This is a genomic window from Mycoplana sp. 10N416 (genome assembly GCF_056394765.1).
Window position 1 is genome coordinate 1 of sequence record NZ_JBFTIM010000004.1, and the last position, 16,466, is coordinate 16,466.

15 protein-coding genes and 1 pseudogene are annotated in these 16,466 nt (G+C 64.3%); 11 read left to right on the forward strand and 5 right to left on the reverse strand.

Annotation, left to right across the window (positions count from 1 at the left end):
* Positions 1 to 419 (reverse strand): annotated as a pseudogene (locus tag AC1DDS_RS09315) (hypothetical protein); the annotation flags it as partial.
* A 298-nt stretch (positions 420 to 717) separates the two neighbouring features.
* On the opposite strand from AC1DDS_RS09315, the gene AC1DDS_RS09320 reads away from it, so the two are divergent.
* From AC1DDS_RS09320 to AC1DDS_RS09370, 11 genes are all read left to right on the forward strand, one after another.
* On the forward strand, positions 718 to 2,070 hold the full coding sequence (locus AC1DDS_RS09320; RefSeq protein WP_477478644.1) for a nucleotide sugar dehydrogenase: 1,353 nt from the start codon (positions 718 to 720) through the stop codon (positions 2,068 to 2,070).
* A 5-nt stretch (positions 2,071 to 2,075) separates the two neighbouring features.
* Positions 2,076 to 3,047: an NAD-dependent epimerase/dehydratase family protein gene (locus AC1DDS_RS09325; protein ID WP_477479009.1), complete on the forward strand. Its 972-nt coding sequence runs from the start codon at positions 2,076 to 2,078 to the stop codon at positions 3,045 to 3,047.
* A gap of 229 nt (positions 3,048 to 3,276) precedes the next feature.
* Complete coding sequence (locus AC1DDS_RS09330; protein ID WP_477478645.1) at positions 3,277 to 3,894, forward strand: helix-turn-helix domain-containing protein; 618 nt, start codon at positions 3,277 to 3,279, stop codon at positions 3,892 to 3,894.
* 47 nt (positions 3,895 to 3,941) lie between these two features.
* On the forward strand, positions 3,942 to 5,012 hold the full coding sequence (locus tag AC1DDS_RS09335) for an extracellular solute-binding protein (RefSeq protein ID WP_477478646.1): 1,071 nt from the start codon (positions 3,942 to 3,944) through the stop codon (positions 5,010 to 5,012).
* Between the two features lie 148 nt (positions 5,013 to 5,160).
* Entirely contained in the window at positions 5,161 to 6,063 is a 903-nt protein-coding gene (locus AC1DDS_RS09340) for an ABC transporter permease (protein WP_477478647.1), read from the forward strand.
* A gap of 4 nt (positions 6,064 to 6,067) precedes the next feature.
* Entirely contained in the window at positions 6,068 to 6,853 is a 786-nt protein-coding gene (locus tag AC1DDS_RS09345; RefSeq protein ID WP_477478648.1) for an ABC transporter permease, read from the forward strand.
* Positions 6,854 to 6,855: 2 nt separating this feature from the next.
* The gene (locus AC1DDS_RS09350) at positions 6,856 to 7,971 is read left to right on the forward strand and encodes an ABC transporter ATP-binding protein (protein WP_477478649.1); all 1,116 of its coding nucleotides are present in this window, start codon (positions 6,856 to 6,858) and stop codon (positions 7,969 to 7,971) included.
* Between the two features lie 15 nt (positions 7,972 to 7,986).
* Entirely contained in the window at positions 7,987 to 9,372 is a 1,386-nt protein-coding gene (locus AC1DDS_RS09355) for an NAD(P)/FAD-dependent oxidoreductase (protein WP_477478650.1), read from the forward strand.
* 28 nt (positions 9,373 to 9,400) lie between these two features.
* Entirely contained in the window at positions 9,401 to 9,757 is a 357-nt protein-coding gene (locus AC1DDS_RS09360) for a cupin domain-containing protein (RefSeq protein WP_477478651.1), read from the forward strand.
* A gap of 40 nt (positions 9,758 to 9,797) precedes the next feature.
* Complete coding sequence (locus AC1DDS_RS09365) at positions 9,798 to 11,792, forward strand: oxidoreductase (protein WP_477478652.1); 1,995 nt, start codon at positions 9,798 to 9,800, stop codon at positions 11,790 to 11,792.
* A gap of 353 nt (positions 11,793 to 12,145) precedes the next feature.
* Positions 12,146 to 12,592, forward strand: a complete 447-nt coding sequence (locus tag AC1DDS_RS09370) for a universal stress protein (protein ID WP_477479010.1) — start codon at positions 12,146 to 12,148, stop codon at positions 12,590 to 12,592.
* Positions 12,593 to 12,807: 215 nt separating this feature from the next.
* Here AC1DDS_RS09370 and AC1DDS_RS09375 read toward each other — a convergent pair whose 3' ends face one another.
* From AC1DDS_RS09375 to AC1DDS_RS09390, 4 genes are read right to left on the reverse strand one after another with little or no spacing between them, the layout of a single operon-like run.
* The gene (locus tag AC1DDS_RS09375; RefSeq protein ID WP_477478653.1) at positions 12,808 to 13,566 is read right to left on the reverse strand and encodes an SDR family NAD(P)-dependent oxidoreductase; all 759 of its coding nucleotides are present in this window, start codon (positions 13,564 to 13,566) and stop codon (positions 12,808 to 12,810) included.
* Positions 13,567 to 13,586: 20 nt separating this feature from the next.
* A complete protein-coding gene (locus AC1DDS_RS09380) occupies positions 13,587 to 14,393 on the reverse strand; it encodes an ABC transporter permease (RefSeq protein WP_477478654.1) in 807 nt (268 codons plus the stop codon).
* A 9-nt stretch (positions 14,394 to 14,402) separates the two neighbouring features.
* Positions 14,403 to 15,254, reverse strand: a complete 852-nt coding sequence (locus AC1DDS_RS09385) for an ABC transporter permease (RefSeq protein ID WP_477478655.1) — start codon at positions 15,252 to 15,254, stop codon at positions 14,403 to 14,405.
* Between the two features lie 9 nt (positions 15,255 to 15,263).
* The gene (locus AC1DDS_RS09390) at positions 15,264 to 16,421 is read right to left on the reverse strand and encodes an ABC transporter substrate-binding protein (RefSeq protein ID WP_477478656.1); all 1,158 of its coding nucleotides are present in this window, start codon (positions 16,419 to 16,421) and stop codon (positions 15,264 to 15,266) included.
* Between the last annotated feature and the right edge of the window lie 45 nt (positions 16,422 to 16,466).

The window sequence follows — 16,466 nt, forward strand, 5'->3', positions numbered from 1 at the left end:
ACGTTGATGCCGTTGTCGACGTCATGCAGGTTGTTGCGCAGGAACGTGCCGTTGCCGTAGATGGCGTTGACGGTCCGGCCCTGGCCGTCGACCTCGCTGTCCTGCAGGGTGAAGCCGGTGGCGCCGTCCATGACGCGCAGCGCGTGCCACGGCGTGTCGGAGGTCAGCTTGACGTTCTTCAAGGTCACGTTCTTGGCGTCGATGATGATGGCGCCGTAGACTTCCAGGTTGCTGATCACCGCGTTGTCCTGGGTGACCCGGTAGGTGCCGGTGAACTTGGTCATGTTCGAGCCGGCGGCAATGCCGGCGTTCGACGCATCCGGGAAGCCGGTGACCGTCGAGGCGGCAGCGGCAGCGGCGGCCGGCGCGGCTGACAGCCACACGATCGCAAACACACTCCGCAACAGATCGGCGCTCATCTTTTGCTCCATTGTGCAACAGCGCTTGCATTGATGGTTGCGCGGTCTGATCCACGCACTTTGCCGCCTCGCCGGCAGCAGGCCGATCCTGAGAACGGCCCAGCCCCTAGTTTAATGTCTTCGGGATCGGTCATCTTCCCCTTGGCGACCGCTTGGTGCCAGACTTTGGGAGGAAGCAACGCCGTCCGTATGTGGGCTTGGCGATGTCGCGCTGAATGCCATTGTGAGCGACTTACGCCAGATTGCCTACACTAACATCCGACATGCTGAATTATCGAGCGGTGAGGCGGATGCGAGGATGGGTGAGATTTCCGTGTCCTGCAGGGTTCTCATGTGGAAAGTAGCTGTCGTCGGAACTGGCTTCATCGGCTCGACCATCGCCTTCGTCCTCGCATCCAAAGGATGCCGCGTGGACGCCATCGACGTCAACGAACGGCTGATCGCAGCCTTCGAGCGCGGTGACTGTCCCATCAAGGAACCCGGCCTGGCCGACCTGCTGCGCGAGCAGAAGGCGGCCGGGCGTTTGCGGTTCAGCAGCGATTTTTCACGGGTCGCCGACGCCGACGTCATTCTGGTCACTGTCGGAACCCCGCTGACTGAAGACTTCTCCCCCGACATCAGCCACATCCGTTCGGCAACCGATGCCATTGCTCCATATGTGCACGAAGGGCAACTGGTGATGGTCAAGAGCACGGTCCCACCGGGAGTAACCCGGACGGTCGTGGCCGAGCGCTTGAAACGGTTTGCCGACGTTCACGTCGCTTTCAGCCCGGAACGGCTCGCCGAGGGCTCGGCAATACGGGAACTGAAAAGCCTTCCCATCGTCGTCGGTGGTCTCGACCCCCAAAGCAGCGCCGTGGCCGAGGCTTTCTGGCAGCAAACGCTTGGCGTCGACGTCATCGTCGTCAGTTCGCCAGAAGCCGCCGAGATGGTCAAATTGGCCGACAACCTCTGGATCGACCTCAATATCGCGCTCGCGCACGACCTTGCCAAGCTCTGCGACGCGCTGCCCTATGACCTGGACGTGCTCGAAGTGATTGCCGGCGCCAACAGCCTGAAAAAGGGCCAGCACTACGTCAACATCCTGACGCCATCGAACGGCGTCGGTGGCTACTGCCTGACCAAGGATCCATGGTTCGTGCACAGCCTTGGCGCGCGCCATGGCGCCGACCTGCTGACGCCGAAGACCTCGCGCACGATCAATGCGGGCATGCCGGCCTATTGTGCCTTGCAGATTGCGCAATGGGCGCGCCGCCACGACCGCGTGCTGTCCAATCTGCAACTGGCCGTCCTCGGCCTCGCGTTCAAGACCAACTCGGGCGATGTTCGCCTGACGCCGGTGAAGCCACTGCTGGATGCCTTGCGCTCCGAGGGATTCGGGACCGTCCGGGTCCACGATCCGATGGTTCTCAAGGAGGATGCCGATGGCTGGGGCGTGGAGCTCAATCCGTCCATCGACGACACGCTGCGCAACGCCGACGGCGTTATCTTCCTGGTCGCGCATGACGAGTTCAGGTCCCTGTCGCCTGCGCACATTGCGAAGCTCGCCGCCCCGGGCGCACTCGTCTTCGATGGCCGCCGGTACTTCGATCGGTCGGAAATCGCCGAGCTTCAGAACCTTGGCCTTGCTTACAAGGGAGTTGGACGTTGAACAGCGTGATGGTAACCGGCGCTGCCGGCATGATTGGCAGCCACCTGATTGACCGCCTGCTGCGGGACGGTCACATCGTCCACGGCCTCGACATCGTCCCGTTGGAGCGGGCGAACAATCTTCGCGAGGCGCGCGGCAACCCGAATTTTTACTACACGCACGGGGATATTCGCGACAAAGCGACGATCGAGCGCTATTTCCGCCCCGAAGCGAGCACCCTCTACCATCTCGCCTCCGTGGTCGGCGTGCGGCACTATATGGAGGATCCGCTCAGCCTCATCGATATCGCCATCATCGGCACCCGGAACTTCATCGGCCTGTGTGAAAAGCACAACGTCCGGATTCTCTTTACCAGCACCAGCGAAGTCTATGGCCGCAATCCCGCCGTTCCATGGAAGGAATCCGACGACCGTGTGCTGGGGGCGACCAGCGTCGACCGCTGGAGTTATTCGACGAGCAAGGCGCTGATCGAGCACATGCTGTTTGGCGTCTACCGCAAGAGCGGCATGCCGATGTCGATCGTCCGCTTCTTCAACGTCTACGGCCCGCGGCAAAATCCGATCTATGTGGTGTCCCAATCCATCTATCGGGCGCTGCGGAATGAGGCGCCGGAACTCTACGACGGCGGCCAGCAGACCCGCTGCTTCACCTATGTCGGCGACGTGATCGACGGTGTCGTGCGCGCCGCCACGAATCCCCGCGCGGTCGGCGAAATCTTCAACCTGGGCAATCCCACGGAAGTGGCAATCGGCGATGTTGTCAAGCTATGCGTCGAGCACAGCGCCACGGGGGTGACGCCCATCGCCGTCCGGAGCGAGCAGAAATACGGTGCCGTCTACGAGGACATCGAGCGCCGCGTCCCGGACGTGAGCAAGGCGCACGATCGCCTCGGTTGGCGGGCAACGACGAACGTCAGCGACGGAATTGCCCTGACAGTCAAATGGGCGCGGGAAAACCCCTGGTACTTGTCGCGATAGCGGCAAAGCCGGCGCCTGCGCGCCGGCCCCGGCTTGCCTGCTGACGACCGACGGCGGGTGACGCAGGCGCTCGGCCGGATCGTCCTTGAACCCGTCCGGCTCAAGCGCGGCTTCCATGCTCCGGACGGCGGCCATTTTTCAGCCCAAAAACAAAAAATACGGAATCCGTGAATCTGCCGTTGCTAATCTATGCGCCACTTAATATGGTGTTAAGTGGGAGTGAGCGAGCATGGACGACATTGTAGCTGCAACGGCGAAGCAGGGTGCAATCGGCGAGAAAGTCAAGGCTTTCCGCACGGCCCGCCGCATGTCGCTGCGCACGCTGGGCGAGGTGACGGGGACGACCGCGAGCTTTCTCAGCCAGCTCGAACGCGGCCTGAGCGGCGTCAACATCAGCACGCTGATGCGTATCGCCGGTTCGCTCGGCATAAGCCTCACCGACCTTTTCGACGACGCGGCCCCGCCCGTCGGCCGTGTTCTGCGCAAGAACGAGCGTCCGGAACTGCCGCCGGCCGAGGGCTATCGCAAGATGATGCTGACGCGGCGCCCGATCCGCGACCTCGAAGTCTATATCGGCGAGTTCGATCCCGGTGGCTCGACGGGCGAGAAGCCTTACAGCCATGGGGATTCGCACGAGCTGTTCTTGGTGATCCGGGGCGAGGTCGAGCTGACCCTCGGCGACGAACGCCACCTGCTGTCGGCGGGCGACAGCATCGAATATCCAAGCTCGGTTCCGCACAAGACCGTGAATATCGGCACGGAACCGGCCGAAGTCCTGTGGATGATCGCGCCGCCCACCAGCGTCGCGGACGACCTCGACCAATACCTGCCACGGCCCGGCTCGTAGCCGCAGCAGGAACAACGCAAGCGAGCGCTACTGGGAGTATCAAACAGATGAGAACATTTGCGAGGGCTTTGGCCCTGACGATGACGTGCGCCCTGGCGTTGCCGGCGTTCGCACAGGACAAGCCGGTCGCCGGCGAGGTGAAGGAAGGCTCGCTCAAGGGCAAGACGCTGACCTTCGTCTCCTATGGCGGCATCTATCAGGACGGCCAGGCGGCCGCGCTGCAGGAGTTCGTCGAGAAATCCGGCGTGACGCTGCTCAATGACGGCCCGACGGAAATCGCCAAGCTGAAGGCGCAGGTCGATGCCGGCAACGTCACCTGGGACGTCGTCGATACCGCCGACCTGCCGCCCTACGTCCATTGCGGCACGCTGTTCCAGAAGCTTGACTTCTCCAAGCTCGACGTCTCGAAGATTCCGCCCGGCCAGGTCGGCGAATGCTCGGTGCCGGCGATGAACTACGGCGTCGTCCTGATGTACAAGAACGAGACCTACAAGGACAATCCGCCGAAGAACTGGCAGGACTTCTTCGACACCGAAAAATTCCCGGGCATCCGCGCCATCGACGGCGCCGGCGATCCGACCGGCGGCCTGATCGAGCAGGCCTTCAAGACGACCGGCGGTGACCCGAAGGCGATGACGGCCGACGACATCGAAAAAGGCATCCAGAAGCTGCGCGATCTCGGCCCCGACACGATCTACTGGAAGACCGGCGCGGAATCCCAGCAGCTTGCCGAATCCGGCGAAGCCGACATGATCATGATGTGGACCGGCCGCGCCATGACCGCCGTGAAGAACGGCGCCGACTATACCCCGGTCTGGCAGGACTGGCTGGTCGTCATGGACCAGATGACCATTCCGGTCGGCGTCAAGGATACGGATGCCGCCTATGCGCTGCTCAATGCCTATCTCGGCGCACGCTCGCAGGAGATCCTGACCGAAAAGACTTCCTATACCCCGATCAACATGGACGCCAAGCCGAAGGTTGACGAGGTCACCACGGCGTTCCTCACCAGCACGCCCGAGCGCATTGCCCAGGGGTATCAGCAGAACATTCCGTTCTGGGTGAAGAACTTCGACCTCGCCGCCGAGAAGTGGTCCGCCCTTCTCTCCGGCAACTGAGCCTGACCCATCAGGACAGCCGCATCCGGCAACCCCACCCGCCTCATCAAGGGCGGGTGGAGCGCTCTTAATCCTCTCCCCTTGCGGGAGGGGGCTGGGGAGGGGGCAACCCGGATGCGACCGCCCGCCCGAAACACGGGAGACGACCTTGACCGCCACGTCCGACCAGGCCTTGCCGACCGGCCCTGCCGCCGGTTCCGATCGGCCCGACTTCCTCTCGAGATTCCGCCCCCGTGGCGCGGCGTGGCTTGCGGCGCCGGCGGTGCTGGTGCTCCTCGCAGCCCTCGCCTATCCGCTGGCGATCGTCGTGTTCCGCAGCTTCACCGATCCGGCGCCCGGCATCGACAACTACGTCTGGTTCTTCCAGTCGGCCGTGAACCGGACCGTGCTGCAACGCACCTTCGTGGTCGCCGCCTGGGTGACGCTCGTCTCCCTCATCTGCGCCTACCCTTACGCCTATGCCATGACCATCGTCGGCAAGAACCTGCGGCTGGTGCTCATCCTCTGCGTGCTGGTGCCCTTCTGGCTGAGTGGCGTCGTCCGCACGCTCGCCTGGGTCATCCTGTTGCAGGATTCCGGCGTCATCAACTCGTTCCTGCGCGGCATCGGCCTGCCGCCGGTCAAGCTGATCCGCACGATGCCCGGCGTCATCATCGGCATGACGCAGGTGTTGCTGCCCTTCATGATCCTGCCGATCTATTCGGTGATGAAGGGCATCGACACCCGCCTGTTGCAGGCCGCCCGAAGCCTCGGCGCCAAGCCGTGGCGCGCCTTCCTGCAGATCTACGTGCCGCTGTCGCTGCCCGGCGTCTATGCCGGCGCGATCATCGTCTTCATCCTGTCGCTCGGCTTCTACATCACGCCGGCTCTGCTCGGCGGCCCACGCAGCACCATGCTGTCGACGCTGGTTCAGAACCAGGTGCTCAGCCTCCTGAACTGGGGACGCGGCGGCGCCATGGGCGTGGTCCTTCTCGTCGCAACCTTCGTGCTTCTCGCCATCGCCGCCCCGCTGATGCGCCAGAAGCACGCCGCCACGCGTAGGGAGGCCTGAAGCGATGCCCTCTTTCCAACGCGTTCTCCTCGGCCTCTTCTGCCTGCTCGTCGCCGTGCTGCTGCTGGCGCCGACGCTGGTGGTGATCCCGATGTCGTTCAATGGTAACAAGTCGCTGGCTTTCCCGCCGGTCGGCTTCTCCTGGCAGTGGTACGACAACTTCTTCAGAAATCCCGATTGGACGACAAGTTTCACCAACTCGCTGATGATCGCCCTCATCGTCGCGGTGGTGGCGACCGTGGTCGGCACGCTCGCCGCCTTCGGGGTCAGCCGGGCCGCGGCCCGCACCGGCGGCCTGCTCCGTGCCCTGTTGATCACGCCGATGGTCGTGCCCGGCGTGGTGCTGGCGATCGGCATCTATGCGGTCTATCTCGATACGCACCTGGTCGGCACGGTTGCCGGCTTCGTGCTGGCGCATACGATGCTCGCGATCCCCTTCGTGCTGATCGCGGTGCAGGCGAGCCTCGAGGTGTTCGACCGCCGGCTGGAAACGGCCGCCGGCAGCCTCGGCGCCGGCCGGCTGACGGTGTTCCGCACCGTGACCCTGCCGCTCATCCTGCCGGGCGTCCTCTCCGGCGCGCTCTTCGCCTTCATCACCTCGTTCGACGAGATCATCGTCGCGCTGTTCATCACCAGCCCCTACCTGAAAACCTTGCCGGTGCAGATCTACTCGTCGATCACCCGCGACGCCGACCCGACGGTTGCCGCTGTCGGCACGCTGCTGTTCCTGGCGACGTCGCTCATCATCATTGCCGGCCTGCTCTTCGGCATGCGCCGCGGAAGGACATGACCATGAATGCACCTCACCGTTCCGCCGGTGCCGCGATCGAGATCCGCAAGGCCTCGAAGCGCTATGGCGCCTTCACCGCCCTCAAGGACATCGATCTGCACATCCGTCCCGGCGAGTTCATGACGCTGCTCGGCCCCTCCGGCTCCGGCAAGACGACGACGCTGAACCTGATCGCCGGGTTCACCGACATCAGCTCCGGCGCGCTCGAAATCGGCGGCAAGAGCGTTACCGGCCTGCCCTCGCACAAGCGCAACATCGGCGTCGTCTTCCAGCACTACGCGCTGTTCCCGCACATGACGGTCGGCAAGAACGTCGCCTATCCGCTGACGCTGCGCGGCATCAGCGGCGAGGACCGCGAGCGCCGCGTCAAGCGGGCGCTGGACATGGTGAAGATGGCCGACTTCGCCCATCGCTACCCGAATGAGCTGTCGGGCGGCCAGCAGCAGCGCGTCGCACTCGCCCGCGCGCTCGTCTTCGATCCGCCGCTGCTGTTGATGGACGAGCCGCTCGGAGCGCTCGACAAGAAGCTGCGCGAATGGCTGCAGCTTGAAATCAAGCGCATCCACCGCGAACTCGGCACCACCTTCGTCTACGTCACTCACGACCAGGAAGAGGCGCTGGTATTGTCCGACCGGATCGCCGTCTTCAACGGCGGCCGCATCGAACAGATCGGCACCGGCCGCGAACTCTACGACAATCCGGCGACGCTGTTCGTCGGCCGCTTCATCGGCGAGTCCACGGTGCTGCGCGGGGTGGCAGAGGTTCCCGGCAACGAGACGCTGATGACGATTGGCGACCAGAAGGTTACCGCCCATGGCCGCCTTGCCGGCGATGCCCGGCCGGTCATCCTGCTGCGGCCCGAGCGCGTGGCGCTGAAACGCCCCGGCGCCGATGTTGTCACCGGCGAAAATCGCCTTTCCGGCACGGTCACGGAGGCGATCTATCTCGGCTCCGGCTCGAAATACGAGGTGCGGCTGAAGGACGGCACGATCGCCGTCGCGCGCAGCCCCCTCGGTGCTGCCGATTTCGCCATCGGCGATGCCGTGGACGTCGCCTTCACCCCCGCCGATCTCATCCTACTTCCCGACGACGCCAGCGCCGACGTGACGCTGACCTGAACCGAAAGCACTCCCATGGACGTCAAGACCAACGGCAATATTTCCTTCTGGTATGCCGATATCGGCGGCATTCCGCAAAAGCGCCCAGCCCTGCCCGGCGACCGCGACGCCGATGTCTGCATCATCGGCGCAGGATACACCGGCCTGTGGACGGCCTATTACCTGAAAAAGGCCGATCCTTCCCTCAACATCGTCGTAGTTGAGCGCGAGTTTGCCGGCTTCGGGGCCTCCGGTCGCAATGGCGGCTGGCTGTCCGGCGGCTTCGGCTGGTCGCGGGAAAAATACTTGAAAACCTCCAGCCGCGGCGCGGTCATCGACATGCAGCGCGCCATGGCCGGCACGGTGGACGAGGTGATCCGCGTCACCGAGGCCGAAGGCATCGATGCCGATGTCCTGCGCGCCGACAACATCACCGTTGCCACCAACGCGCCGCAGCTCGAACGCACTCGCGCGGAGTACAGGTTCTATCGCGAGTGGCAGATGCCGGATGAACGGATCGAGTTGCTCTCGGCCGAAGCGGCGGCGAAGCGCATCCGCATTGCCAACGTCCAGGGCGCCTTCGTGATCCGCGACATGGCGCGCGTGCAGCCGGCCAAGCTGGTGCGCGGCCTCGCCAAGGTGGTCGAGAGCCTCGGCGTCTCTATCTTCGAGGGCACGTCGGTCACGAGCTTCGAAAAGGGCCGCGTCGTCACCGATCGCGGCACGGTGCGTGCGCCTGTGATCATCCGCGCCACGGAGGGTTTTTCCGCCGGCCTGCCCGGCCATGAGCGGACATGGCTGCCGCTCAACAGCGCCCAGATCGTCACCGAGCCGGTGCCGGATTCCCTATGGAAGGAGATCGGCTGGGAAGGTCATGAATTGCTGGGCGATGCGGCGCACGCCTATTGCTATGCCCAGCGCACCCGCGAGGGCCGCATCACCATGGGCGGGCGCGGCGTCCCCTATCGCTTCGGCTCGAAGACCGACGTCAATGGCCAGACCCAGCAGGCGACCATCGACGCACTGCATGCCATCCTGACCCGTCTCCTGCCGCAGACGAAGACGCTGAAGATCGATCACGCCTGGTGCGGCGTGCTCGGCGTGCCGCGCGACTGGTGCACGACCGCCGGCTTCGACCGCGCCACCGGCATCGGCTGGGCCGGCGGCTATGTCGGCCTCGGCGTCTCCAGTTCCAACCTGGCTGGCCGCACGCTCGCCGACCTAGTCCTCAACCGCAACACGGAGCTGGCCGGCCTGCCCTGGGTCAACCGCACGGTGCGCAAGTGGGAGCCGGAACCGTTCCGCTGGCTCGGCGTGCACTCCATGTACCAGCTCTATCGCATCGCCGACGAACGCGAGTTCGCCGGCCTGCCCCAGACCTCGAAGCTCGCGGCACTCGCCGACAGCATTACCGGCCACTGAGCCAAACCTTGAATGACAGGATATTCCAATGATCAGTTTTGAGAATTTCGGCGACCTCCTCGGCTTGAACCTCGGCGCCGCCGCGCCGAAGCCGACCGCCATTGCCGGCGATCCGCGGGAGGCAGCCGTCGCCTTGTGGACGAGCCCAGACGGCAAGATGGAAACCGGCGTCTGGGAATGCACGCCCGGCCGCTTCACGGCCGATCGCAGCCAGCAATCCGAGATCTGCCACATCCTCACCGGCCGGGTGACGCTGCACAATGGCGACGGCACCAGCCGCGACATCGGCGCCGGCGAAATGTTCGTCCTGCCGCTCGGCTGGCGCGGCGAATGGACGATCCACGAGCAGACTCGCAAGATCTACACGATGATCGCTGGCGTCTGACGACGCCCGGCATCGAAGCACCATAACCGGAGGTCCACCAATGACAGACGACGTATCGTCCGGCAATGCGACGGCGCGTGCGTCGTCTGCCTTTCCGCACCTGTTCCAGCCGCTGAAAATCCGCGGGGTGGAACTGAAGAACCGGATCATGTCCACCGGCCACGATACGACGTTGCCGACCGATGGGCTCGTTAACGACGCGCTCCTTGCCTACCACGCCGCCCGGGCCAGGGGCGGCGTCGGGCTGATCGTCAGCCAGGTGGCGGGCGTGCATGAGACGGCGCGCTACACCTCCCACATGCTGATGGCGACCGAGGACGACTGCATCGACGGATACCGCCGTCTTGCTGAAGTCTGTCACGCCGAGGGATGCGTCCTGTTCTCGCAGCTCTTTCACCCCGGCCGCGAGATCATGGAGGGCGGCGACGGCCTGCTGACGGTCGCCTATGCTCCATCCGTGTCGCCGAACGAGCGCTTTCGCGTGATGCCGCGCCAGCTCGACAAGCCAATGATCGATGAGATTGTCGCCGGCTATGCCGCAGCAACGCGGCGAATGCATGCCGCCGGTGTCGATGGCGTTGAGTTTGTGGCAAGCCACGGCTACCTGCCGGCGCAATTCTTCAATCCGCGCGTCAACCGCCGCACCGATGACTACGGCGGCCCGCTGGAAAATCGGCTACGCTTTGCCATGGAAGCGCTCGCGGCGATGCGCGCGGCGACCTCTGAGGATTTCGTCATCGGTATGCGCATCAGCAGCAGCGAGCGCGACGAACAGGGCCTGGCCGACGACGAGGCGCAGGAAATCTGTCGCCGGCTGGAGCCGTTGCTGGACTATGTGAGCATCACCGCCGGGACTTCGGCCTCGCTCGGCGGCGCCGTTCATATCGTGCCGCCCATGGCCTACCGCGCCGCCTATCTTTCCGGCGATGCGGCGCGCTTGCGCCAGACGCTGCGCATCCCGGTCTTCGTCGCCGGGCGCATCAACCAGCCGCAGGAGGCCGAAGCGGTGATCGCCAGCGGCGCCGCCGACGTCTGCGGCATGACGCGGGCAATGATCTGCGACCCGGACATGCCGGGCAAGGCGCTGGAAGGCCGGACGGACGACATCCGCGCCTGCATCGCCTGCAACCAGGCCTGTATCGGTCATTTCCACCGCGGCGTGCCGATCTCCTGCATTCAGCATCCGGAGACGGGCCGCGAACTGAAATTCGGCACGATCACACCGGCGGCCAGGCCGAAAACCGTCATGGTCGTCGGCGGCGGACCGGCGGGCTTGAAGGCGGCGGCAATCGCCGCGGCGCGCGGCCACAAGGTTACGCTCTATGAGGCGGCCAGCCAGCTCGGCGGACAAGCGCTTCTCGCGCAGCAGCTTCCGCGGCGCGCCGAGTTCGGAGGTATCGTCACCAACCTCGCCCACGAGGTCGAGCTTGCCAATGTCCGCATACACCGGGGGATGCGGGTCGACCGGGCGCTGGTGGAGGCGGAACGGCCTGATGCGGTCATCATCGCCACCGGCGCGCGACCCTATCGTACCGACCTTCCGCTCGACGACAGCATCCAGGTGGTCGATGCCTGGCAGGTGCTGCGCAAGGAGGTGAAGACCGGCGGCCGTGTCGTCGTCGCCGACTGGCGTTGCGACTGGATCGGCCCCGGCATCGCCGAGTTGCTGACCAATGAGGGTTGCAGCGTCGATCTCGCCGTCAACGGAACGCACGCCGCCGAACTCCTGCCGCTCTATGTTCGCGACAACATCGCGGCCGAGCTCCATCGCATCGGTGTCCGCGTCACGCCCTATGCCCGCCTCTATGGCTGCGACGGCGGCACGGTCTACATGCAACATACGGCGAGCGAGCAGCCGATCCTCTTCGAGGACGTGGAGACGCTGGTGCTTTGTCTCGGCCACGAACCGGTCGACGAACTGGGCGACATGCTCCGGGATCTGGTTGCCGAGGTGCATGTTATCGGCGACAGCCTGGCCCCCCGTACGGCAGAGGAGGCGGTTTACGAGGGCCTGAAGGTCGCCTCCCTTCTTTGACCGGGAGCGTACCGTAGCGCAACGCCCGTCGACGGGTGGGTCGGCACTTGCCCACCGATAACATCTCGCTCGACAGGCTGGTGCTGGGCATCGTGGCGGTTCGCCAAAAAGCTGGAGCAGTTAAGCCGCGACTGGCGGCTCGTTATCTGGCGAGCCGCAACATTCCGGACCGGATCGCATGGTCGACGACCTGCGGCGGATAGCGGTGGTTTTTTAGCGAGCGGTGAGCGTTCTATGCGCTCCAGTCATCTTCGAACAGTTAGGCCGTCGATACGCCACAACGCCTTGAACGCGCTTGTCTTCGGAGGAGTGTCGTGCAGAATGGCATGCGAATTTCTACCGGGGGAGGGAAAATGTACAAACACATTCTGATCGCTACCGATGGCTCCGACCTTGCTCGCAAGGGCCTTGAACATGGTCTCTCGCTTGCCAAAGCGCTCAACGCGAAGGTCACGGTTCTGACCGTGTCAGAACCCCTGCGCCCGGAGATGGCAAGCGCAGCTCTCCTGGGCGGCATCGAAGATCCCGTCACCCGCTATGACCGGCAGATCGACGCTATCATGAAGGAGCGATTTGCCTTCATCGAAGATCGCGCCTCCGAGCACGGCGTCACAGTAGACTTGACGCATGAAATCGATACTTCTCCCGCCGAAGCCATCGTCAGGTTCGCCAAGCTCAGAGGGTGTGATCTCATAGTGATGTCGTCGCACGGCCGGCGCGGTGTGCAGAAGATCTTGCTCGGAAGTCAGACATCCGAAGTGCTGGTGGATACGACGATTCCCGTCCTGGTCATCCGGTAGACGATTTCCAGCATCAGCATGCCAAGAGCGCGCGATCGATGGCGAACATCCGCCGATTGCCAGTTTTCAGCCTTCTCGGCGCGGTGCCATGTGGCGCGACGTGTATAAGAGGCGCGAACCCGGCCTTGGATCGGATTCGACAGTCGCACAGCATAGCGCCGGCCGAAAGGGCAGGGGCGGAAACTCGAAGAGGAGCGACGCAATCCTGGCCGGAGCTAGAGGCTCTCCGCGCCGTCGATCACCAGCGCGTGACCGGTCATGAAGGCGGATTTGTCCGAGGCGAGGTAGAGGATCGCCTCGCCGATCTCCTCGGCCGAACCGAACCGTCCCATGGGTATGGCATCGCGGACATAGTCTTCGAGCGCCGCGCGTCCACCCATCTGGACTTCAAAGCCGGCATTGAAAACCGTGTCGACGAAGCCCGGGCAGAGCGCATTGCAGCGTACATTGTGGCCGGCAAAATCGACCGCGATCTGGCGCACCATGGCGATGACCGCATGCTTCGTAGTGCAATAGGCTATCATCTCCCGATCGTACTGCACGCCGGAATTCGATGAGGTGACGATGATCGAACCTTGCCGACGCGGTGCCATCACCTGCATTGCGGCCTTGGCGGCGATGAAATGCGCCCGGACGTTGAGCCGCCACGAAAGATCCATCTGGCCGGCATCGACCTGGTCCAGCCGGCCCGGCACCTGGACGCCGGCATGGGAATGCAGCACGTCGAGCCGGCCGTGCCGCTTGGCAGCGGCAAGGATCGCCCCTTCCAGCGCGGCATCGTCAAGGACGTCGAGGCCGAAGCCCTCGGCCCGTCCGCCGGCCGCGGAGATCTCGGCGGCCACCGCCGCGGCCCGATCGGCGGCGAGGTCGGTCACGATCACATGGGCGCCCTCGCGCGCCATCGCGAGCGCCCCGGCGCGGCCGATGCCCGAACCTCCCGCCGTCACCAGCGCGACACGATCTTTCAATTCCATTCTTGAAAACTCCTGGGGTCTCAGTGGCTGCGCCGACGCATGACCACCTGCGCGGTAATCAGGCTGAGCAACGAGGCAGCCAGAACGAGTGTGCCGATGACATTGATTTCCGGCGTCACCCCGCGCCGGATCGAGGAAAACACGTAGATCGGCAAGGTTGTTTCGGATCCCGCGACGAAGAAGGCGATGATGAAATCATCGAAGCTGAAGGTGAAGGCCAGAAGGAAGCCGGCCAGCACAGCCGGCGCGATCTGCGGCAGGGTGATCTGAACGAAGCTGCGCATCGGCGGCGCGCCGAGATCGGCGGAGGCTTCGAGCAGCGACCGATCCATGCCCTGCAGCCGGGCGCGGACGATGATGATGACCAGCGCCATTGTGAAGAGACCGTGTGCGGCGATCAGCGAGCCCTTGCCGAGGCCGAGCTGGATCGGATTTTCCGGGCCAAACAGCGTGGCAAGCATCGGATTGAGTGTGTCGAACACCGTCACCAGCGCAATCAGCGTCGCAATGCCGATGACGATCCCCGGCACCATCACCGACACATAGACCAGCGCATCGTAGAGAAGGCGCAGCCGGCCGCGCACGCCCTGTAGGGCGACGGCCGCCAGCGTGCCGAACAGGGTGGCGAGCAGCGCCGAGGTGACGGCAACGGTGAAGCTCGTCTTGACGGCGTTGACGACGAAGGGATTGGCGAGCGTCTTGCCGTACCACTGCAGCGAAAAGCCGCTGAACTGTGCGGCGTGGCGCCCGGCATTGAAGGAGAAGAGCGCGATCACCCCGATCGGGATGTAGAGGAACAGATAGACCGCGAGAGCATAGAGGCGCATCGGCGTTCCTTACATCAATGCCACGTCGTCACGCCCGCCCGAAAGCCGGCGCAGGCTGCGCAGATAGAGCGTCACCGTGACCAGCATCACCAGCACCAGTGTTGCCGCCATCGCCGCCCCGAAGGGCCAGTTGCGCGACTGCAGGAACAGGTCGACCAGTGCATTGCCGACGAAAAAGACCTTGCCGCCGCCGAGAAGCTGCGGGATGAGGAATTCGCCCATCAGCAGGATGAAGACCAGCATGGAGCCGGTCGCCACACCGGCGAGCGACAGGGGCAACGTGACCTGGAGAAAGGTGCGCCAGGGTGGGCTGCCGAGGTCGCTCGAGGCTTCCAGCAGGCGCCGGTCGAGCTTTTCCAGCGCCACATAGATCGGAAACACCATCAGTGGCAGATAGCCGTAGACGATGCCGACCATGACCGCGAAAGGCGTGTTGATGAAGCGCGGTCGGTCGAAGCCGAGCTCGCCAATGAGCCGCGGCAGGCCATTGCCGCCGAGAATCTGGATCCAGGCATAGGAGCGGATCAGGATCGAGGTCCAGAACGGCACGATCACCAGGATCAGAAGCGCCGTGCGCCAGCGCGGATGGGCCTTCTGCGCCAGGAAATAGGCGAGCGGATAGGCGATCAGCAGACACAGTACCGTGCCCAGCGGGGCGAGCGTCAGCGTATTCCTGAACGCCGCCCAGCGGGCGCCGAGATTGGCGTAGTTATCGAAGGTGAAGGCCGGGACGTAACCGCCCGCGGCCCCTCTTTCACCGAAGCTGAAGACGACGACCACCACAAGCGGCAACACCAGCATGGCCAGGAGCCAGGCCGTGGCCGGAGCCAGGAACAGGGTGGTGCGCAGGGATGGTCGCACGTCGCCTCCTTACGCCGACTTGAAGCGGGCGAGGATTTCGGCACGCTGCGGGTTGGTCATGGTGACCGCCGCACCGAATTCCAGCGCATTGAGAAGCTCCGCCGCCGGATAAAGGATCTCGCTTTCCCGCATTTCGGCTGGCAGCAGCGCATCCACGCGGCTGTCGCCCGTGGCATAGCCGTGGAACTGGGCTTCCTTTGCCGCCATGTTCGGCTCGAGCAGGAAGTCGATCAGCGCATAGGCGGCATCCTTGTGCGGCGCCGAGGCGGGAATGGTGAAGAAGTCCGACCAGATCTCGCCGCCTTCCTTGCCGAGGACATAGACGATCTCCGGCATGTCGCGGTGAAGCTGCGTCGCATCCCCCGTCCAGCACATCGACATGGTGGCATCGCCCGAGCGCATCGGCGGCTGGTAGTCCGAGGTGATCGCGAAGAGATGCGGCTTGGATTCAATCAGCAGCTTCTCGGCTTCCTCGAGCTCCTTCGGATCGACCCAGTTGAAGGAATAGCCGAAGTATTTCAGCGCATTGCCGATAGCGGTGAGCTGGTAGTCGTGCACGATGGAGCGGCCCGAGAGCTCGCCCTTCGTCAGATCCCAGAACTCCTTCCAGGTGGTGGGCCGGGTTCCGGAAAAATCGGCGGTGTTGAGGCAGAAGCCGGTGGTGCCGACATTGCGCGGGATGGCGTAGGTCTTGCCGTCGATGATGCCCGGCCCGGCAAAGCGAGGGTCGGTGGCCGTCTTGTCGTAGTTCGGCAGCCGCGACAGGTCGATTTCCTCGATGATCTTCTCGCCCATATAGGTGGAGATCGTGTAATTGGTCGCTACTACAATGTCCCAGCCGGTGCCGCCCGCCTGGAGCTTGGCCAGCATCTCTTCGTTCGACCCGAAGACGTTCATATCCACGGCGCAGCCGGTGGCGGCCTTGAAGGCCTCGAAATCGGCGGGGTCGTGATAGTTGGGCCAGGTGGCGATCACTACGCGGTCGCCGATATTGCCCTGCGCACGGGCGCTGGACGCCAAGCCGGGCATGGCGCCGGCCAAAACCGAAGTGGCAAGCCCGAGGCCGGTGACCCCGAGGAAATGGCGCCGCGAAATCGAACCCTTGCGGTAGCTTTCCAGCCGCTCGAGGAATTCCTTTGCCGAGATATGCCCGCTATTGTCAGTCATCGATATCCTCCCAGTTGTCGACGTAGTCAAACGGGTGCCGGGCGC